The organism is Rhizobium sp. 01N424, from assembly GCF_056399485.1.
The window spans coordinates 817,293-837,807 of sequence record NZ_JBFTRK010000002.1; the positions used below are offsets into that span (position 1 = coordinate 817,293).

Below are 20,515 nucleotides of genomic sequence, written 5' to 3' on the forward strand. Positions count from 1 at the left end.
ATGGCCTATGACCATCCCGCGCGCGCACCCGTTTCATTTCGACCCAACCTATGGCGCCACTTTGCCGGCGCTGGAATCGATCCGTCCGCCGGCAGCGCCGGATGGTTTCGATGCGTTCTGGAATGCGCGATACGCAAAGGCGATCAACGCCGATCCCAAACCCTCGCTCTCTCGAAGCGAGCTGCAGCATGCGGACTGGAATGTCCTCGATATATCCTATGCATCGACGGACGGAGTCGCGATCGGCGGCTGGCTGCTGCTGCCGAAGCGAAGTGCAATCAAGCGCGGCTTGGTGGTTGGCCATGGCTACGGCGGACGCGATCAGCCGGAATTCGACGTGCCTGTGGAAGAGACCGCCGTCCTGTTCTTCTGCGCCCGCGGCATGTCGCGAAGCGCTCACCCGCCGATCCCTTCAGAGGCCAGCGGCCATGTGCTTCATGGCATCGAGAGCCGCGACAGCTATGTGATCGGCGGCTGCGTCGAGGATATCTGGCTGGCCGTCTCGACCTTGATCGAACTCTATCCTTGGCTGGAAGGCCGCATCGGCTATTCGGGTGTCAGTTTCGGCGGCGGGCTGGGTGCCCTGGCGATCCCGTTCGACACCAGGATCGATCGCGGCTTTCTCGCCGTTCCGACATTCGGAAACCGTCCGCTCTGGCTGCGGTTGCCGACCGTGGGCAGCGCTGATTCCGTGCAGCAGTATCAGCGCAAGCACGGCAGTGTGCTTGAAACGCTGCGCTTCTTCGATGCGGCAACGGCTGCAACCCGCATCAAGGTGCCGATGCTTGTCGCCGCAGCGCGTTTCGATCCCGCCGTCGCGCCACCCTGCCAGTTTTCGGTCGCTAACGCCTTGGCGGGATCCAAGGAGATCTTCGTTCTCGATGCCGGTCACTTCGACTATGACGGTGCCGCCGAACAGAACGAAGAGCTGCGCGCCAAACTCGCCCTATTCTTCACTGCCGGCGCAGAACCTCATTCCAATGCGCAATCAGCCGCGCCCGCTTCACCTGATCGAGATAGACCATCAGTCCCGGACTGACAGGAACCGGCTTCAGCTGGGCTCCAAGCAGTTCCTGCATCGTATTGGCGGTATTGTCTCCGGCAACTTCTGGGCTGACGGCCGGGATTTGCAGTTCGCGCGCCATGATCGTCTGCCCCTGCTTCGACATGAAGAAGGACAGATATTGCCGTCCGAGTTCCGGATCGGCAGCGGCCTGCGGCACAAGCCCGATACGCGACATGACGACCGTATAGTCCTTCGGCAAAACAATGCCGACATCGGGGTGCCTTGCCGCCCAATCGGCGGCGTAGGAGCCGAGGATATTGTAGCCGAGCACGAAGCGGCCGTCAGCGACGCGCTCCAGGATCGCCGAGCTTGTGGAATAGAGCTTGACGCCCGCCGCCCCCATCGCCCCGATCACCGACCATATATCGCCGAACTGCTCCTGATCGCGCGCCATGAACAGGAAGCCGACGCCGGAGCGTTCGATGTCATAGGTGCCGATCCGGCCATAGACGCTGTTTCCCTTGCGCTTCAGGTAATCGACGAACTCGGCCCGCGAGGATGGCACCGGCTCATGCACGAAACTCGGCTTGTGATAGACGAAGACGGCGGGCTCGAAGGTCAGCGCATAGGCGGTGTTGCGCCAGTTCGCCCATTTCGGCCACTGCCCGCTCATCGGCAGGTTGCTTACTTGCGCATAGCCATCGTTCGACAGCTTTACCTGCAGATCCATGGCGGACGAGAAGGCAAAGTCGGCGGTCTTCTTGCCGGCATCGGTCTCCCGCACAATGCGATCGTAGATTTCCCCGGTCAGCATATCCTCATAGCGGATCGCCACATCGGGATTGGCATCCTGGAAGCCTGTGATCATCGGCTTGGCCAAAGGCTCGTCGAGTGACGAATAGACAGTCAGCACCCGCGCATCCGCCTTTCCGGATTTCGACGGGTAGAAGGTCTGGTTGCCATAGGCAAAGCCCGGACAGAGCATCAGTAAAAGTATGAAAAGTCTCCTCATCCGCAAAGGATTGCATGCGTCGAAAGGAGGAGCAAGCGTGAGCCTCGCTGCAGCTCAAGCAAAATTGCGGGCCTACCGCGACAAAAACTATAAAAGAAGTTAAGCTAAATTAGACCGTTTTCATGGAGGGGATATTGGAACGACGGCTGAGCGCAATTCTCGCTGCCGACGTCGTGGGCTACAGCCGTCTGATGGGGGTCGATGAATCCGGAACTCTTCAGGCGCTCAATCGTCACCGCTGTGAACTGATCGATGTCAGGATCTCCGACTACAAGGGCCGGACTTTCAAGCTGACAGGCGACGGAATGCTTGTCGAGTTCCAGAGCGTTGTGAATGCCGTTGCCTGCGCCGTCGAGATCCAGCGAAACATGGCGGCCCGCAATGAGGGCGTGCCGAAGGAACAGCGCATCGAGTTCCGCATCGGCATCAATCTTGGCGACGTCGTTCTCCAGGACGGTGATGTCTTCGGCGATGGTGTCAACGTCGCGGCCAGGCTGGAAAAGCTTGCGCAGCCAGGTGGCATCTGCGTGTCGAGCTCCGTCCGCGACCAGGTCGGCACGCGCCTTAATGTCGGCTTCGACCTGCAGGGCGAGCATGCACTGAAGAACATCAAGCAGCCGGTGCAGGTCTACACCATCGACATCAACAAGGGTGCCGGCAGCAGCCGTGCGGCAACCCAGCGCCGCAACACCTGCTTCATCGCCGTTCTGCCCTTCACCAACATGAGCGGCGATGCCGATCAGGACTATTTCTCCGACGGCATTACCGAGGACATCATCACCGACCTCTCGAAGGTATCGAGCCTGCATGTCGTGTCGCGCCACACCGTCTTCACCTACAAGGGGACGTCGGTCCGCATCAAGCAGCTCGCTCAGGAGCTTGGCGTCCGCTATGTGCTGGAGGGAAGCGTGCGGATGGCAGGCAACCGCGTGCGCATCTCCAGCCACCTTATCGACACCAGCAACGGCGACCACCTCTGGGCCGACCGTTATGATCGCAATCTGACGGATATCTTCGCCATCCAGGACGAGATCGCCAATTCGATCGTCGGCCAGCTGAAGATCCGGCTGCTGCCCGAAGAGAAGAAGGCAATCGCCGAAGAGCCGACCGCCAATGTCGAGGCCTATACCTATTACCTGCGTGGCCGGCAGCTCTCCCACACCTGGACGAAATCATATCTGCTGCTTGCCCGCCGCATGTTCGAAAAGGCCGTCGAACTCGACCCCGATTATGGCCGCGCCTATGCCGGCATCGCCGATTGCGATGCGGCGATCCGCGATTGGGATCCGGGGCAGGTCTCGGTGCAGCAGATCCTGACGGCGAGCGCCCGGGCACTCGAGCTCAACCCTGACCTTGCCGAAGCCCATGCCTCGCGCGGCCTTGCGCTGCACCAGAACGGTCAGCGGGAACAGGCAATCGAAGCTTTCGAGCGGGCCCTGAGCCTTGATCCGAACCTCTATGAGGCGAACTTCCACTATGCCCGCTTCTTCTTCATGCATGGCGACTATGCCAATGCCGCGCATTATTTCACCCGCGCCGCTCATATCCGGACCGACGATTACGTCTCGCCGATCCACCTGATGAGCGTCTACCGGTCGATGGGGCGTCCGGCCGATACCGAGAACTGGGCGAAGCTCGGCATTCTCCGGGCCGAGCGCGCCGTCAGCCTCAATCCGGAAAATTCCGGCCCGTCGCATCGCGGCGCGCTCGCGCTCGCCCATCTCGGCGACAGGGCACGCGCACGCAACTGGGCAGCGCGCGCAATAGCCATCGATCCGAACGACATCGTCGCGCAATACAATCTCGCCTGCGTCTATTCCGTCCTTGGTGATACCGACGAGGCGCTTGCCCTGCTGGAAAAGCTGCTGCCACGCAGTTCGGTCTATCACATCATGTGGTTCGAGAACGATTCCGACCTCGACAACATCCGCTCGGACCCGCGATTCCACCGGTTGCTGGATGCCGCCCGCAAAGAGCAGGAGGCTGCACGTACAGCGTGAGAATGAGCACGGCCGATGATGACAGCGGCGCACCCGCCCTGTAATCTCGTTTGCCAACAAGGAAACATCCGTGCGCATCCTGCTGACCGAAGACAATGTCGCGCTTGCCGATGGCCTGTCTGCGATCTTGCGCGGGACGGGCCATGCGGTCGATGTCGTTCATGACGGCGCCTCGGCAAACGCGGTGATCGCCGCCGAGAATTTCGATCTCGTCATCCTCGATCTGAACCTGCCTGAAATGGATGGCCTTGAGGTGCTGCGCAACATGCGCGCCCGTCAGAGCAAGGCTGCGGTGCTGATCCTGACGGCCCGCGGCACGCCGGAAGAGCGGGTCCGCGGACTCGATCTCGGCGCTGACGACTACCTCATCAAGCCCTTCGACATCGCCGAATTCGAGGCCCGCGTCCGCGTCCTCCTGCGCCGTCAAGCAGGGCTGCATTCGGCAACCGTCATGTACGGTCCTGTTTCCTTCGATCTCAATTCCCGCACGTTTTCCGCAGCCGGCATCCAGATCGATATCCCCGCCCGCGAACTCGGCCTGCTCGAAATCCTCTTCATGCGCGCCGGCAAGGTGGTTGCCAAGGAAGCGATCATCCAGTCGCTGACCGCCTTCGACGACGACATCTCGGCCAATGCCATCGAGCAATATGTCAGCCGTCTGCGCAAGCGGCTCGCGCCTTACAGTCTGACGGTGAAGACCGCCCGCGGTATCGGCTACTATCTCGACAAACTGACCGAGGCTGCATGAGGGCCGCCTATTCGCTGCGCCGCAGGCTGCTCTTCTGGTTGCTGATCTCCACCGCCATCATCGGCACGCTGGCGCTGGCCGATACCTATCGGGAAGCAATCCAGACCTCGAATATCGTCTCGGATCGCGTGCTGGCCGGCTCCGCACTGGCGATCGCAGAACGCGTCGTCGTCGCTGAAGACGGCACGCTTGAGGTCGATATCCCCTATGTGGCCCTGGAAATGCTGACCTCGGCCGCCCAGGACCGCGTCTTCTACCGCGTCGATGGACCACCCGGAGAATTCATCACCGGCTATCAAGCATTGCCTGCACTCGCCGATACGCAAGGCGAGGTCGCGGGCTTTGCCGACGATACGTTCCGCGGCGAGCCGATCCGCGTCGCCACCTTGAGGCGGTCGGCCTCCACCGGTATCCGCTCCGTTCCCTTCTCGGTGACGGTTGCCGAGACCACCATCGCCCGCCGCCAGCTTGCCCGCGCCATCCTGTTCCGCTCGGCGCTGCGCCTTCTCTTCATGATCGCTGGCGCCGCCGTCATCGTCTGGATTTCGGTCACCGTCGCGCTTCGCCCGCTCTACAAGCTCCGCGATGCGATCGGCGAGCGCAGCCCCGACGACCTGCACCCGATCGAGCAACTGGTACCGAGCGAAGTCGAACCGCTGGTCGATACCGTCAACAGCTTCATGGTCCGCTTGCAATCGGCGCTCGAAGCCCTGCGCAATTTCACCGGCAATGCCAGTCACCAGCTGCGCACGCCGCTGGCGATCATCCGCACCCAGCTTGCGCTCTCGGTGCGCGCCGCAACGCTTGACGAGGCGCATCGCTCCGCCCTCAAGGGTGATCAGGCCGTCGCTCACGCCGAACGCATTCTTGCCCAGCTGTTGCTGATGGCCAAGATCGATGCGGCAGCCGCCAAGGAAGCGCTGACCGCGACCGCCCTCGATCTCACCGCACTCGCTCAGGAAATCACCGGCGAGCTGATCCCGACCGCCGCCGAAGCCGGTATCGACCTTGGCTTCGAAGGTGACGGCGCAGCGGTGATCCGGGCAGAGCCGCTGCTGATCGGCGAACTCTTGCGCAACCTCGCCGGCAATGCCATCGCCTATTCCGGCAAGGGCGCTGAAGTCACCGTCCGCGTTTCCCGGGGCGGCGAGACCGTCACGCTCGAAGTCGAGGACAACGGCCCCGGCATTCCGGCAGAGAAGCTGGACGCCGTGCGCCAGCGCTTTTCGCGCGGCAACGAATCGGGCGCACCGGGCGCTGGCCTCGGCCTGCCGATCGTCGAGGAGATCGCCAATCTCTTCAACGCCAGCCTGACGCTCGCCAACGGCCCTGATGGAAAGGGCCTCAAGGCTTCGGTCGCTTTCGCAAAACTGTCGTAAAGCCTTTCAGCCGTTAACCTTTGTGCCTTGCATTCTTTCGCTGCATTGCACACTATCCCCTCGGGAACAGCAAAGCCGTGCAACGACGCGGCGCCGGATAAGGCGAAATATGTCGATCAAGGCCAGCATCTATCATTTGACGCACTATAAATATGACAAGCCGGTCCGCCTGGGGCCGCAGGTCATCCGCCTCAAACCGGCCTCGCATTCGAAGACCCGCGTCCTCAGTCATTCGCTGAAGGTCACGCCGTCGAACCATTTCGTGAACCTGCAGCAGGACCCCTACGGCAACTATCTCGCCCGCTACGTCTTTCCGGACCCGGTCACCGAATTCAAGATCGAAGTCGATCTTGTCGCCGACATGACAGTCTACAATCCCTTCGACTTCTTCGTTGAAGAGGAAGCGACGAAATGGCCCTTCGACTATCCCGAAACGCTACGCGAAGATCTCTCCATCTACATGAAACCGGAAGAGCCCGGGCAGCGGCTGAAGGCCTTTCTGGAGACTCTCGACTATACGCCCGGCCAGCCGACGGTCGATATGGTCGTCGGCCTCAATGCCCGCCTGCAGCAGCAGATCGGCTATGTCATTCGCATGGAAACCGGGGTGCAGACGCCGGAGGAAACGCTGGGAAGCGCGCTTGGCTCCTGCCGCGACACCAGCTGGCTGCTCGTCCAGATCCTGCGCCATCTCGGCCTCGCAGCCCGCTTCGTCTCCGGCTACCTGATCCAGCTGGCGCCTGATCTGAAGGCGCTGGACGGCCCGTCTGGAACCGAAGTCGATTTCACCGATCTTCATGCCTGGGCGGAGGTCTATCTTCCGGGCGCCGGCTGGGTGGGCCTCGACCCGACCTCGGGATTGCTGACCGGCGAGAGCCATATCCCCCTGGCTGCAACGCCGCATTTCCGCAATGCCGCGCCGATCTCCGGCGGCTATTTCGGCGAAGCCAACACCGAATTCGGCTTCGACATGAAAGTCTCCCGCGTTGCCGAGCACCCGCGCATCACCAAGCCTTTCTCCGATGAAAGCTGGGACGAGCTGAACGCGCTCGGCGAGACAATCGACCGCGTCCTTCAGGCGCAGGACGTTCGCCTGACCATGGGCGGCGAGCCGACCTTCGTCTCCATCGACGATTTCGAATCCGAAGAATGGAACACCGACGCCGTCGGCCCGACCAAGCGCGAAAAGGCCGATGTGCTGATCCGCAAGCTCCGCGAGCGCTTCGCCCCCGGCGGCTTCCTGCACTATGGCCAGGGCAAGTGGTATCCGGGCGAAAGCCTGCCGCGCTGGACCTTCTCGCTCTACTGGCGCAAGGACGGTCTGCCGATCTGGCAAAATCCCGATCTCATCGCAACCGAAGGCACGGATGCCGGCGTCACCGCCGACGACGCCGGAAAGCTTCTGACGGCGATCGCCCGGGAACTGGCGATCGAGCCGGAGATGGTTCTGCCCGCTTACGAGGACCCGGCCGAATGGATCGTCAAGGAGGGCAACCTCCCCGAAAATGTCGATCCGTCCAATTCCAAGCTCAAGGACCCCGAAGAACGCAACCGCATCGCCCGCGTCTTCGAGCGCGGCCTGACGGTCGCGACCGGCTATATCCTCCCGGTTCAGGCCTGGAACTCCAAGGCATCGGGCCAGCGCTGGGTCAGCGAAAAATGGCGCACACGCCGCGGCAAGATCTTCCTCGTTCCGGGTGACAGCCCGGTCGGCTACCGCCTGCCGCTCGGCACCCTGCCCTACGTTCCGCCGTCACGCTATCCCTATATCCACACCGCCGACCCCTCGATTCCACGCCAGCCGTTGGCAGATGTCGTGGTGCCCGCCGGCCGGGCAATGCCGGAAGCCTCGCGCCAGACGGATGACAGCAGCCAGGCACGCGTCGAGCAGACGATCGGCGAGATCGGCGGCGCAGTGCGCACCGCCATGTCGGTCGAACCGCGCGACGGCAGACTTTGCGTCTTCATGCCTCCGGTCGAGCGCATCGAGGATTATCTCGAATTGATCGCCGCGGCGGAAAATGCCGCCCGCGACCTGAACCTGCCTGTTCATATCGAGGGTTACTCGCCGCCACAGGACGAACGGATCAACGTCATCCGCGTCGCTCCTGACCCCGGTGTCATCGAGGTCAACATTCATCCGGCCGCGAACTGGCAGGATTGCGTCGACATCACCACCGCCGTCTACGAGGAAGCGCGCACCACAAGACTTGGCGCCGACAAGTTCATGATCGACGGCCGCCACACCGGCACCGGCGGCGGCAACCATGTCGTGGTCGGCGGCGCGAACCCCGGCGACAGCCCGTTCCTTCGCCGTCCCGACCTGCTGAAAAGCCTGGTCCTGCACTGGCAGCGGCATCCCTCGCTGTCCTACCTCTTCTCCGGCATGTTCATCGGCCCGACCAGCCAGGCACCGCGCATCGACGAGGCCCGCCACGACAGCCTCTACGAGCTGGAAATCGCCATGGCGCAGGTGCCGATGCCGGGCCACGGCGTCACGCCGCTCCCATGGCTGATCGATCGCCTCTTCCGCAACCTGCTGATCGACGTCACCGGCAATACCCATCGCGCCGAAATCTGCATCGACAAGATGTTTTCGCCTGACGGCCCGACGGGGCGGCTCGGCCTCGTGGAGTTCCGCGGCTTCGAGATGCCGCCGAACGCCCGCATGTCGCTTGCCCAGCAGCTGTTGGTCCGCGCCCTGATCGCTCGCTTCTGGAAGAACCCGGCCGATGGCAGCTTCGTGCGCTGGGGCACCTCGCTGCATGACCGTTTCATGCTGCCGCATTTCGTTTGGGCCGACTTTATGGATGTGCTGGCGGATCTCAAAGAAAACGGCTTCGATCTCAGCCCGGAATGGTTCAAGGCGCAGCTCGAGTTCCGCTTCCCGTTCTGCGGCGAGGTGGAATACGAAGGCTCGAAGCTCGAAGTTCGCCAGGCGCTGGAGCCTTGGCATGTGATGGGTGAAGAAGGCGCGATCGGCGGCACGGTCCGTTATGTCGATAGCTCGGTCGAGCGTCTGCAGGTTCGTCTCGAAACCAGCAACAGCGCGCGCTACACCGTGACCTGCAACGGCCGCACCCTGCCGCTGACGCCAACCGGCACGTCGGGTGTTTCCGTCGCCGGCGTCCGCTATAAGGCCTGGCAGCCGTCGTCGGGCCTGCATCCGGTATTGCCGGTCAACACCCCGCTGACCTTCGACATTTATGATACATGGTCGAAGCGTTCGATCGGCGGCTGTATCTACCATGTTGCCCATCCGGGCGGCCGCAACTATGACACCTTCCCAGTCAACGGCAACGAAGCGGAAGCACGGCGGCTTGCCCGGTTCGAGCCGTGGGGACATACCGCAGGCGGCTTCATTCCGCGTGCCGAAACGGGTTCGCAAGAATTCCCTCTGACGCTGGATCTCCGGCGTCCGGCAGGGCTTTAGGCTAGGTTTTAATGGGCAAGAAGCCGGCAACGGAACGCAAGGCAATCGATACCCGCAGCGCCAACGATGCGGCTCTCGACTATGCGCCCTTGCCCGGCGTTGCCGACGAGATGGTCGACAACACAGGTGCGATCCGCCCGGTCTGGCAGCGCTTCCTCTCCGCCTTCGGCCGCGTGCCCAAGCCCGAGCTTGCCGAACGCTTCGCCCGCGCCGACCGCTATCTGCGCGATGCCGGCGTCTTCTACCGCGCCTATGGAAGCAAGGGCACCGGCGAACGCTCCTGGCCGCTGTCGCATATTCCAGTTCTGATCGACGAGCGCGAGTGGCAGCAATTGTCCGCCGGCCTCGTCCAGCGCGCCGATCTGCTGGAAGCGATCGTCGCGGATATCTACGGCAAGAACACGCTGGTGCAGGAAGGTTTCCTGCCGCCCGGCCTGATCGCCTCGAACCCGGAATTCCAGCGGCCGCTGGCAGGCGTAAAGCCCGCGACCGGCCACTACCTGCATTTCTGCGCCTTCGAGATCGGCCGCGGCCCGGATGGAAACTGGTGGGTGCTGGCCGACCGCACGCAGGCGCCATCAGGTGCCGGTTTCGCGCTGGAGAACCGTGTTGCGACGACCCGCGCCTTCTCCGACGTCTATGCCGAAACGCCGGTGCACCGCCTCGCCTCGTTCTTCGGCGCCTTCCGCGACACGCTGCAGACGATGAAACATTCCGGCGACGACCGCATCGCGGTCCTGACGCCTGGCCCGGCAAACGAGACCTACTACGAGCACGCCTATATCGCCCGCTATCTCGGCTTCATGCTACTCGAAGGCGAGGACCTGACCGTCGTCAACGGCCGCATCATGGTGCGCACCGTCGCTGGCCTGAAGCCGATCGGCGTGCTCTGGCGCCGCCTCGACAGCGCCTATGCCGACCCGCTCGAACTGAACCAGAATTCGCATATCGGTACGCCCGGTCTGCTCGATGCCCTGCGCGCCGAAACGGTGACGATCGTCAACGGCCTCGGCACAGGCATTCTCGAAACCCGCGCACTGCTGGCCTTCATGCCCACCATCTGTCGCCGGATCCTTGGCGAAGACCTGCAGCTGCCGTCGATTGCCACCTGGTGGTGCGGGCAGAAGAGCGAGCAGGAGCATGTCGCCAAGCATCTCGAAAAGATGGTCATCGGCCCGGCCTTCTCGCGCGCACCCTTCTTCGACGACGACGGCGAATCCGTGCTGGGATCGTCCCTGCGCGCAACGGCGAAGGATTCGATCTCCGACTGGCTGAGCACCGATGGCCCGAAGCTCGTCGGCCAGGAAGTCGTCACGCTCTCCACTACACCGGCGTGGGTCGGCGGCAAGCTGACGCCGCGGCCGATGTCGCTGCGCGTCTTTGCGGCACGCACCGCAAATGGCTGGCAGATCATGCCCGGCGGCTTCGCCCGCATCGGCGCCAGCGACGATGTCGCGGCGATCGCCATGCAATCCGGCGGTGCCGCCGCCGACGTCTGGATCGTCAGCGACAAGCCGGTGGAGCGCCACACGCTTCTGCCCGCCGAGGGCAGCTTCACCCGCAACATGCCGGGCAGCCTGCCGAGCCGCGCGGCCGACAATCTCTTCTGGCTCGGACGCTATATCGAGCGCGCCGAAGGGGCGCTGCGCATCCTGCGTGCCTGGCACGCCCGCTACGCCGAGGCCGCCGACCCGAACCAACCGCTGCTGGCCGACGTCTCCGAATATCTGGCGGCGCTGGACATCGACACCGAGGAACCGGTGCCGGAAACGCTGCTGCGCAACATCGACAGCGCCGTCTATTCCGCCAGCAACATCCGCGACCGTTTCTCGCCGGACGGCTGGCTGGCGCTGAACGACCTCGCCAAGACCGCCCGCCGCTTCCGCATGACCGTTGCCGCCGGCGACGACGCCAGCCACGCCATGACCATCCTGCTGCGCAAGCTCGCGGGCTTTGCCGGTCTGGTGCACGAAAACATGTACCGTTTCACCGGCTGGCGCTTCCTGTCGCTCGGCCGCTACATCGAGCGCGGCCTGCATCTGACCCGGCTGCTCGGCCACATGTCCGGCCCCGAAGCACCTGACGGCGCCCTCGACATGCTGCTTGAGATTGGCGACAGCGTCATGACCCACCGCCGCCGCTACAACGTCAACACCGCGCGTCTGACCGTGACCGACCTTCTGGCCCTCGATCCGCTCAACCCACGCTCGATCCTCTTCCAGGTGAACGAGATCCACCGCGAAGTGGAGCAGCTGCCGAATGCCTTCATCAACGGCCAGATGTCGCCTTTCTACCGCGAAGCGATGCGCCTCCATTCCGGCCTTGCCGTGATGACGCCGGAGACGATGAGCGGCGACGTCTACAAGAAGCTCGAGCGCGAGCTCGAAGCGCTCTCCGATCTTCTCGCACAAACCTATCTGGGGTGACGCCGTGCTTTACGACCTCACGCTTCACATGGGTTACAGCTACGACAGCCCGGCCTCCGGCGCCCGCCACATCATGCGCCTGATGCCCCTGTCGCTGCCCGACCGGCAGCGCCTGATCGCCGGCTCGATCACCATCTCACCTTCGCCGGACGAGCAATCGCATTTCACCGATTTCTTCCGCCATCCGTCGACCTCCTTCCTGCTGCGCTCACCGCATGAGACGCTGGATATCCGCATGCAGGCCCGCGTGCAGGTGGAAAGCCATTCGATCTCTGCCGATTTCTCCCCGACGCTGTCAGGCCTGCCGGAAGAAGTTGCCGGCATCTGGTCCCTCGAACCGGAATCCCCCCATCATTTCCTAGGCGACAGCCCGCGTCTGACTGCAACCCGCGCGATCTCCGACTATGCCCGCGAGAGTGCAGCTCCAGAGCGCACCGTGCTGCAGATCGCCACCGCGCTCTGCGCCCGCATCAACAAGGATTTCACCTACGACACCGAAGCCACCACGGTGGACTCGACGCCGCTCGACGCCTTCAAGCTGAAACGCGGTGTCTGCCAGGATTTTTCCCATGTGATGATCCTGGCGCTCCGCAGCCTCGGCATCCCCGCAGGCTACGTCTCCGGCTTCCTGCGCACCATCCCTCCCGCAGGCAAGGAACGGCTGGAGGGCGCAGACGCCATGCATGCCTGGGTGCGCGTCTGGTGCGGCGAAACGCTCGGCTGGGTCGAACTCGACCCCACCAACAACATCCCCGCCAGCACCGACCACATCGTCGTCGCGTATGGCCGCGATTACAGCGACGTGGCCCCCGTGATCGGTGTGCTGAAGAGCTATGGCGGGCAGCGGGCGGTGCAGGCGGTCGATGTGGTGCCGCTGAAGCAATGAGATGCGCCGACCGCCATAGATATTAATGGGCGGAAGTCACGAAAGCCTTGTGTCCAATATCGACAATGCATTGAAGCGCGCAAATTCTGTGCCGAAATCGTGAGTTGCATAAAATTTTACAATTTCACTTAAGGAGTACGGTAACAATCGGGCTGTAAACCTTCATGTTAACGCAACCCCTTTGCAGGTGACATGATGTCTCCCAAATCTCATTTTTTGAGCCACGTGACGCGCCTGCTGCACGACCGCTCGGGCAATTTTGGCATATTCACGGCAATCCTCGTTCCGATCCTCATCGGATCGGCGGGTGTCGCCATCGACGTTTCAAACATGGTCGCTTCACAGCGGCAGCTTCAGGAAGCTTCGGATTCTGCCGCACTCGCGGCCGCAAGCGCGCTTGCAGACGGAAAGGTCGCGGATGCCGCCGCCGCCCAGCAGCTCGCTAAGGACTTCGTTGCAGGCCAGATGGCGAACTACCTCAGCGCAAGCGATGCGGCCTATTTGAAAAACAACGTCACCGTGAACGTCGTGACGACGACGACGGCCACCGGCAAAAGCTACAAGGTCAATGTCAGCGCGGCTTATAACATGGGCCTTACACCGCTGATGAGCGTCTTCGGAAAGAAGAGCGTTTCTCTTGCTAGCAACAGCGCGACGACAAGCGGCACCAACGACACAAAGACCGCGTTGTCGATGGAACTGGTTCTCGATCAGTCCGGATCGATGGGCTACGACACGACGACATGCGCGAAATACAAAAGCGACAACAAGACTTGCAAGACCTATGTGATCAAGATTGACGCGCTGAAGGCCGCCGCCGGCAAGCTCTTCGATGCCTTGGATAAGGCCGATCCGCAGCATGCGCTGGTTCGCACTGGCGTCGTTTCCTACAACAACGGCATCCTGCGCGACTCGTCCAACAAGATCATTGGCGTCAGCCCAATGAATTGGGGAACATCCGTTGGACGCACCTATGTTTCGACCCTGCAGGCGACAGGCGGAACTGACGCAACGGAGCCAGTGCAGGTCTCAACCGCTGCGATCCAGAAGAGCACCGACGGCTCGGACGCGGAAAGCAAGGAACACGTCAAGAAAGGCAACACCACGGTCGATCGCTACATCGTGCTTATGACCGACGGAGAAATGACCGGCAACAGCAGCACATGGAACAGCACCAAAGACAAGAATGTCCGCGATGCTTGCGATGCTTCCAAGAAGGCAGGCGTTCAGATCTTCACCGTCGCCTTCATGGCGCCGGACAAGGGCAAGAGCCTGCTGCAATACTGCGCATCATCGAGCAACACTTACTTCGAAGCCGAGACGATGGAAGACCTCGTCGATGACTTCGATAGCATTGCTCAGACAGCGACGAGAGCCCTGACGCTGCTCACCAACTAACCAGCCAATTGCCCCAAAACAAAAGCCGCTCCGGAACAAACCGGGGCGGCTTTTCGTTGTGTGCTAATCCCCTGTATCAAATCGGGAAAATCGATTGAAATCAAGTCCCGGGGTGAGGGCGAAGGTGAAGGTTCCGCAAATTTTTGCTTTGGTTAAATCCTTTGTTGCAAGTGCTTGGTAACGGTGCATAAACTGACAGTATTCGTGTGTGCGACAAAGCGATTACCTCAGGCATAACATACTGAAATCAAATCAAAATTGGCGAGACCTGACGATGACAACAGCTTCCAAGCCGACCATCCCCTCCCCCGCTCCTCGCAGCTCCCGGCCTGAAATTCTTGCGGAAGAAATTATTGAGCGCCTCACCTACCGCATCGGCAAGGATGCCAAAGTTGCCAAGCCGCACGACTGGCTGACCGCCACGATCCTCGTCGTCCGTGACCGGATCATCGACAAGTGGATGGAATCCACGCGCAAGGTCTATTCCACCGGCGACAAGCGCGTTTACTACCTATCCCTGGAATTCCTGATCGGTCGCCTGATGCGCGATGCCATTTCCAACATGGGATTGATGGAGGAAGTCAGCGACGCGCTGACCTCGCTCGGCGTCGATGTCAACGTCATTGCAGGACTGGAACCGGATGCCGCACTCGGCAACGGCGGCCTCGGCCGTCTCGCCGCATGTTTCATGGAAAGCATGGCAACGGTCGATGTCCCTGCTTACGGCTACGGTATTCGCTATGTCCACGGCCTGTTCCGCCAGCAGCTTGCAGACGGCTGGCAGGTCGAGCTTCCGGAAAGCTGGCTCGCCCACGGCAATCCGTGGGAATTCGAGCGCCGCGAAAGCGCTTACGAAATCGGCTTCGGCGGCACCGTTGACGTCGTCGGCGATCATGACGGCGAGCCGCGTTATGTCTGGAAGCCGGCAGAGCGTGTCATCGCCGCCGCCTTCGACACCCCGGTCGTCGGCTGGCGCGGCAAGCGCGTCAACACGCTGCGCCTCTGGTCGGCCCAGCCGATCGACCCGATCCTGCTCGATGCCTTCAATGCCGGCGATCACATCGGCGCGCTCCGCGAAAGCAACAAGGCTGAAAGCCTGACCCGTGTTCTCTACCCGGCCGATGGCACGCCGGCAGGGCAGGAGCTGCGCCTGCGCCAGGAGTTCTTCTTCTCCTCCGCTTCGCTGCAGGACATCCTGCGCCGCCATCTTCAGCAGTATGACGATTTCACATCGCTGCCGGACAAGGTGGCGATCCAGCTGAACGACACGCACCCTGCCGTCTCGGTTGCGGAGCTGACGCGTCTGCTTTGCGATGTGCATGGCCTCGATTTCGAACAGGCTTTCGAGATCGTCCGCGGCACGATTTCCTACACCAACCACACGCTGCTGCCAGAAGCGCTGGAAACCTGGCCGATCCCGCTCTTCGAGCGCCTTCTGCCGCGCCACATGCAGCTGATCTACGCGATCAATGCCAAGGTTCTTCGCGAGGCCCGCCGCGAGAAGAACTTCTCCGACACGGAAATCCGCTCGATCTCGCTGATCGACGAAAGCGGCGACCGCCGGGTGCGCATGGGCAACCTCGCCTTCGTGGGCTCGCACTCGATCAATGGCGTATCGGCCCTGCATACCGACCTGATGAAGGTCACGGTCTTTGCAGATCTGCACAAGCTCTATCCTGACCGCATCAACAACAAGACAAACGGCATAACGCCGCGCCGCTGGCTGCAGCAGTGCAATCCGGGTCTGACAGGCCTGATCCGCGAAGCGATCGGCGACGAGTTCCTGGATGATGCGGAAAAGCTGAAACCGCTCGAGAAGTTTGCCAGCGATCCGGCATTCCAACAGAAGTTCGCAGCCGTCAAACGCGCCAACAAGGTGGCTCTGTCCAACCTCGTCGCCAGCCGGATGGGCGTGAAGCTCGATCCGTCTGCGATGTTCGACATCCAGATCAAGCGCATCCACGAATATAAGCGCCAGCTGCTCAACGTCATCGAAGCCGTGGCACTCTACGACCAGATCCGCTCGCATCCCGAGATGGACTGGACCCCGCGCGTCAAGCTCTTCGCCGGCAAGGCGGCGCCGAGCTATCACAACGCCAAACTGATCATCAAGCTGATCAACGACGTCGCCCGCACGATCAACAATGACCCTGCCGTTCGCGGCCTGCTGAAGGTCGTGTTCGTGCCGAACTACAACGTCTCGCTGGCCGAAGTCATGGTTCCCGCAGCCGACCTGTCCGAGCAGATCTCCACCGCCGGCATGGAAGCCTCTGGCACCGGCAACATGAAGTTCGGCCTCAACGGCGCGCTGACGATCGGCACGCTTGACGGCGCCAATGTCGAAATGCGCGACAATGTCGGCGAAGACAACATCGTGATCTTCGGCCTGCAGGCCGATGAAGTTGCGAAGGTGCGCAGCGACGGCCACAATCCGCGTGCGATCATCGAAAGCTCGCGCGAGCTGTCGCAGGCGCTTGCCTCGATTGCTGGCGGCGTGTTCTCGCCGGACGACCGGAACCGATATGCCCAGTTGATCGACGGTATCTATTCGCACGACTGGTTCATGGTCGCTGCCGATTTTGATGCCTATGCCGCCGCTCAGCGCGAGGTGGACCAGATCTGGAACAACAAGTCCTCCTGGTACACCAAGACGATCAACAATACGGCGCGGATGGGTTGGTTCTCGTCTGACCGTACGATTCGGCAATATGCCGAGGAAATCTGGAGAGCTGGATGAAAACGCCGAAAACTGCCCCCGAGGTAAAGCGTCCCTGGGAAATTTCGGCAGACGAAATCGCGGCGATCCTCGCTGGTTCGCACGCAAATCCATTCGCCGCGCTCGGCGTCCATCAGGCCGGCGTTGGTTTCGCGGCCCGTTGCTTCATTCCCGGTGCGGAAGAAGTGACGGCGATGACGCTCGACGGCACCGCCGTCGGCGATCTCAAGCAGCTTCATCCGGACGGCTTCTTCGCCGGACCGGTGAAACTCACCAAGCAGCAACCGGTCCGCTATCGCGCCCGCCGCGGCGATGCCGAATGGGCGGTGACCGATCCTTACAGCTTCGGTCCCGTGCTCGGGCCGATGGACGATTATTATGTCCGCGAAGGCTCACATCTGAGACTTTTCGACAAGATGGGCGCGCATTGGATCAAGCATGAAGGCGCGCAGGGCATCCACTTCGCCGTCTGGGCACCGAATGCTCAGCGCGTCTCCGTCGTCGGCGATTTCAACAACTGGGACGGCCGGCGCCACGTCATGCGCTTCCGCTCAGGCGCCGGCATCTGGGAAATCTTTGCGCCCGACGTACCGACAGGCGTTCCCTACAAGTTCGAAATCCGCGGCAACGACGGCGTATTGCTGCCGCTGAAAGCTGACCCCTTCGCACGCCGCAGCGAGCTGCGCCCGAAGACCGCCTCCGTCACCGCCCCTGAGCTGCTCCAGGATTGGGACGACGAAGCCCATCTCAAGCATTGGCGCGAAACCGACAAGCGCCGCCAGCCGATCTCCATTTACGAGGTTCATGCCGGTTCATGGCAGCTTCGCCAGGACGGCACGTTCCTGTCCTGGGACGAGCTTGCCAACACGCTGATCCCCTATGTCGTCGATATGGGCTTCACCCATATCGAATTCCTGCCGATCACCGAACATCCATATGATCCCTCCTGGGGCTACCAGACGACCGGCCTCTATGCGCCCAGCGCCCGCTTCGGCGAGCCTGAAGGCTTTGCCCGTTTCGTCAACGGCTGCCACAAGGTCGGCATCGGCGTCATCCTGGATTGGGTGCCGGCCCATTTCCCAACGGATGAACACGGCCTCGGCTGGTTCGACGGCACGGCACTCTACGAGCATGAGGATCCGCGCAAGGGCTTCCATCCGGACTGGAACACGGCGATCTACAATTTCGGCCGCACCGAAGTCCTGTCTTATCTCGTCAACAATGCACTGTATTGGGCCGAGAAGTTCCATCTCGACGGCCTGCGCGTCGATGCGGTCGCGTCGATGCTCTACCTCGACTATTCGCGCAAGCACGGCGAATGGATTCCCAACGAATATGGCGGCAACGAAAACCTCGAGGCGGTTCGCTTCCTCCAGGATATGAACACCCGCATCTATGCCGAACATCCCGGCGTCATGACCATCGCCGAGGAATCCACCTCCTGGCCGAAGGTCTCCCAGCCCGTTCATGAAGGCGGCCTCGGCTTCGGCTTCAAGTGGAACATGGGCTTCATGCACGACACGCTGAGCTACATGAAGCGCGAGCCGGTTCACCGCCAGTTCCACCACAACGAGCTGACCTTCGGCCTGCTCTATGCCTATTCCGAAAACTTCGTCCTGCCGCTGTCGCATGACGAAGTGGTGCACGGCAAAGGCTCGCTGATCGCCAAGATGCCGGGCGACGACTGGCAGAAATTTGCGAACCTGCGCGCCTACTACGCTTTCATGTGGGGATATCCCGGCAAGAAGCTGTTGTTCATGGGCCAGGAATTCGCGCAGTGGAGCGAATGGAGCGAGGCGACGTCGCTCGACTGGAACCTCCTTCAATACCGCATGCACGAAGGCATGCGCCGCCTCGTCCGCGATCTCAACTTCACCTACCGCTCCAAGCCGGCGCTGCATGCCCGCGATTGCGAGGGCGAAGGTTTCGAGTGGCTGATCGCCGACGACCAGGAAAATTCGGTCTTCGCCTGGCTGCGAAAGGCGCCGGGACAGAAGCCTGTTGCTGTGATCACCAACTTCACACCCGTTTATCGCGAGAACTACGCTATCCGCCTGCCGCTCGAGGGGCGCTGGCGGGAAGTTCTGAACACCGATGCCGACATCTACGGCGGCAGCGGCAAGGGCAATGGCGGGCGCGTACAAGCCGTCAATGCGGGCGGCACCATCGCCGCCACGATCACCTTGCCGCCGCTGGCGACGATCATGCTTGAACCTGAGACTTGAAGACTGGTGGGAGGAGTAGACTATGGTAGAGAAGCGCATTCAGCCACTTGCCCGCGATGCAATGGCTTACGTTCTGGCGGGCGGTAGAGGAAGCCGTCTGAAGGAACTCACCGACCGCCGCGCCAAGCCCGCGGTGTATTTCGGCGGCAAGGCCCGTATTATCGACTTCGCGCTGTCCAATGCGCTGAATTCAGGTATCCGCCGCATCGGCGTCGCGACGCAGTACAAGGCGCACTCCCTGATCCGCCACATGCAGCGCGGCTGGAACTTCTTCCGCCCGGAACGCAACGAGAGCTTCGACATCCTGCCGGCCTCCCAGCGCGTTTCAGAAACGCAATGGTATGAAGGCACGGCCGACGCCGTCTACCAGAACATCGACATCATCCAGGATTACGGCGTTGAGTATATGGTCATCCTCGCCGGCGACCATATCTACAAGATGGACTACGAATACATGCTGCAGCAGCATGTCGACAGCGGCGCTGACGTGACTATCGGCTGCCTCGAAGTGCCGCGCATGGAAGCCACGGGCTTTGGCGTCGTGCATGTCGACGAGACCGACCGGATTATCGACTTCGTCGAAAAGCCGGCCGATCCGCCAGCCATTCCCGGCAAGCCGGACAGCTCGTTTGCCTCGATGGGCATCTATGTCTTCCACACGAAGTTCCTGATCGATGCTCTCAAGCGCGATGCGGCCGATCCGAATTCCAGCAAGGATTTCGGCAAGGACATCATCCCCTACATCGTCAAAAACGGTAAGGCCGTCGCCCATCGCTTCGCCAATTCCTGCGTCCGCTCAGACTTCGAGAACGAGCCTTACTGGCGTGATGTCGGAACGATCGAAGCCTACTGGCAGGCCAATATCGACCTGACGGCGATCGTTCCGGATCTCGATATCTACGACAAGTCCTGGCCGATCTGGACCTATGCGGAAATCACCCCGCCGGCGAAGTTCGTCCATGACGACGAAAACCGCCGCGGCTCGGCAACCTCCTCGGTGGTTGCCGGCGACTGCATCATCTCCGGTGCCAGCCTCAACAAGAGCCTTCTCTTCACAGGCGTGCGCGCTAACTCCTATTCGAAACTCGAAGGTGCCGTCGTTCTGCCGAGCGTCAAGATCGGCCGCCGCGCGCAGCTGAAGAATGTCGTGATCGACCATGGCGTCGTCATTCCGGAAGGCCTCATCGTCGGTGAGGATCCGATCCTGGATGCCAAGCGCTTCCGGCGCACCGAAAGCGGCATTTGCCTGATTACGCAGCCTATGATCGATAAGTTGGATCTTTAAA

General features: G+C 61.8%; 12 protein-coding genes. 11 read left to right on the forward strand and 1 reads right to left on the reverse strand.

Annotated features, from left to right (window positions below):
- The first annotated feature begins 7 nt into the window (after positions 1–7).
- Positions 8–1,039 (forward strand): acetylxylan esterase, encoded by a 1,032-nt coding sequence (locus AC1DNK_RS09750; RefSeq protein ID WP_477940694.1) that lies wholly within the window; start codon positions 8–10, stop codon positions 1,037–1,039.
- Here the strand turns inward: AC1DNK_RS09750 and AC1DNK_RS09755 are convergent.
- Positions 954–2,018, reverse strand: coding sequence for an ABC transporter substrate-binding protein (locus tag AC1DNK_RS09755; RefSeq protein ID WP_310296991.1), 1,065 nt, complete (start codon positions 2,016–2,018; stop codon positions 954–956). The genes AC1DNK_RS09750 and AC1DNK_RS09755 overlap by 86 nt on opposite strands.
- A gap of 134 nt (positions 2,019–2,152) precedes the next feature.
- On the opposite strand from AC1DNK_RS09755, the gene AC1DNK_RS09760 reads away from it, so the two are divergent.
- From AC1DNK_RS09760 to glgC, 10 genes are all read left to right on the forward strand, one after another.
- Entirely contained in the window at positions 2,153–4,018 is a 1,866-nt protein-coding gene (locus AC1DNK_RS09760) for an adenylate/guanylate cyclase domain-containing protein (protein WP_477940696.1), read from the forward strand.
- Positions 4,019–4,088: 70 nt separating this feature from the next.
- Positions 4,089–4,766, forward strand: a complete 678-nt coding sequence (locus AC1DNK_RS09765; RefSeq protein ID WP_112385560.1) for a response regulator transcription factor — start codon at positions 4,089–4,091, stop codon at positions 4,764–4,766.
- Positions 4,763–6,145 (forward strand): sensor histidine kinase, encoded by a 1,383-nt coding sequence (locus AC1DNK_RS09770; RefSeq protein WP_477940698.1) that lies wholly within the window; start codon positions 4,763–4,765, stop codon positions 6,143–6,145. Before AC1DNK_RS09765 ends, AC1DNK_RS09770 begins: the two co-directional genes overlap by 4 nt.
- 109 nt (positions 6,146–6,254) lie before the next feature.
- The gene (locus AC1DNK_RS09775; RefSeq protein WP_477940700.1) at positions 6,255–9,578 is read left to right on the forward strand and encodes a transglutaminase family protein; all 3,324 of its coding nucleotides are present in this window, start codon (positions 6,255–6,257) and stop codon (positions 9,576–9,578) included.
- Between the two features lie 11 nt (positions 9,579–9,589).
- A complete protein-coding gene (locus tag AC1DNK_RS09780; RefSeq protein ID WP_477940702.1) occupies positions 9,590–12,004 on the forward strand; it encodes a circularly permuted type 2 ATP-grasp protein in 2,415 nt (804 codons plus the stop codon).
- A 4-nt stretch (positions 12,005–12,008) separates the two neighbouring features.
- The gene (locus AC1DNK_RS09785; protein ID WP_310296978.1) at positions 12,009–12,890 is read left to right on the forward strand and encodes a transglutaminase family protein; all 882 of its coding nucleotides are present in this window, start codon (positions 12,009–12,011) and stop codon (positions 12,888–12,890) included.
- 192 nt (positions 12,891–13,082) lie between these two features.
- On the forward strand, positions 13,083–14,288 hold the full coding sequence (locus AC1DNK_RS09790; protein WP_477940704.1) for a vWA domain-containing protein: 1,206 nt from the start codon (positions 13,083–13,085) through the stop codon (positions 14,286–14,288).
- A 274-nt stretch (positions 14,289–14,562) separates the two neighbouring features.
- A complete protein-coding gene (locus tag AC1DNK_RS09795) occupies positions 14,563–17,025 on the forward strand; it encodes a glycogen/starch/alpha-glucan phosphorylase (RefSeq protein ID WP_112385564.1) in 2,463 nt (820 codons plus the stop codon).
- Positions 17,022–19,229, forward strand: a complete 2,208-nt coding sequence (gene glgB / locus AC1DNK_RS09800) for a 1,4-alpha-glucan branching protein GlgB (protein ID WP_477940706.1) — start codon at positions 17,022–17,024, stop codon at positions 19,227–19,229. Before AC1DNK_RS09795 ends, glgB begins: the two co-directional genes overlap by 4 nt.
- A gap of 22 nt (positions 19,230–19,251) precedes the next feature.
- A complete protein-coding gene (glgC, locus tag AC1DNK_RS09805) occupies positions 19,252–20,514 on the forward strand; it encodes a glucose-1-phosphate adenylyltransferase (protein WP_112385566.1) in 1,263 nt (420 codons plus the stop codon).
- Position 20,515 lies beyond the last annotated feature (1 nt).

What these genes read in the sequence shown, in the direction of transcription:
- AC1DNK_RS09780 (WP_477940702.1), top strand. Translation starts at nt 9,590, where the DNA reads ATGGGCAAGAAGCCGGCAACGGAACGCAAGGCAATCGATACCCGCAGC.
- glgB (WP_477940706.1), top strand. Translation starts at nt 17,022, where the DNA reads ATGAAAACGCCGAAAACTGCCCCCGAGGTAAAGCGTCCCTGGGAAATT.
- AC1DNK_RS09770 (WP_477940698.1), top strand. Translation starts at nt 4,763, where the DNA reads ATGAGGGCCGCCTATTCGCTGCGCCGCAGGCTGCTCTTCTGGTTGCTG.
- AC1DNK_RS09795 (WP_112385564.1), top strand. Translation starts at nt 14,563, where the DNA reads ATGACAACAGCTTCCAAGCCGACCATCCCCTCCCCCGCTCCTCGCAGC.
- glgC (WP_112385566.1), top strand. Translation starts at nt 19,252, where the DNA reads ATGGTAGAGAAGCGCATTCAGCCACTTGCCCGCGATGCAATGGCTTAC.
- AC1DNK_RS09755 (WP_310296991.1), bottom strand. Translation starts at nt 2,018, where the DNA reads ATGAGGAGACTTTTCATACTTTTACTGATGCTCTGTCCGGGCTTTGCC.
- AC1DNK_RS09790 (WP_477940704.1), top strand. Translation starts at nt 13,083, where the DNA reads ATGATGTCTCCCAAATCTCATTTTTTGAGCCACGTGACGCGCCTGCTG.
- AC1DNK_RS09750 (WP_477940694.1), top strand. Translation starts at nt 8, where the DNA reads ATGACCATCCCGCGCGCGCACCCGTTTCATTTCGACCCAACCTATGGC.
- AC1DNK_RS09775 (WP_477940700.1), top strand. Translation starts at nt 6,255, where the DNA reads ATGTCGATCAAGGCCAGCATCTATCATTTGACGCACTATAAATATGAC.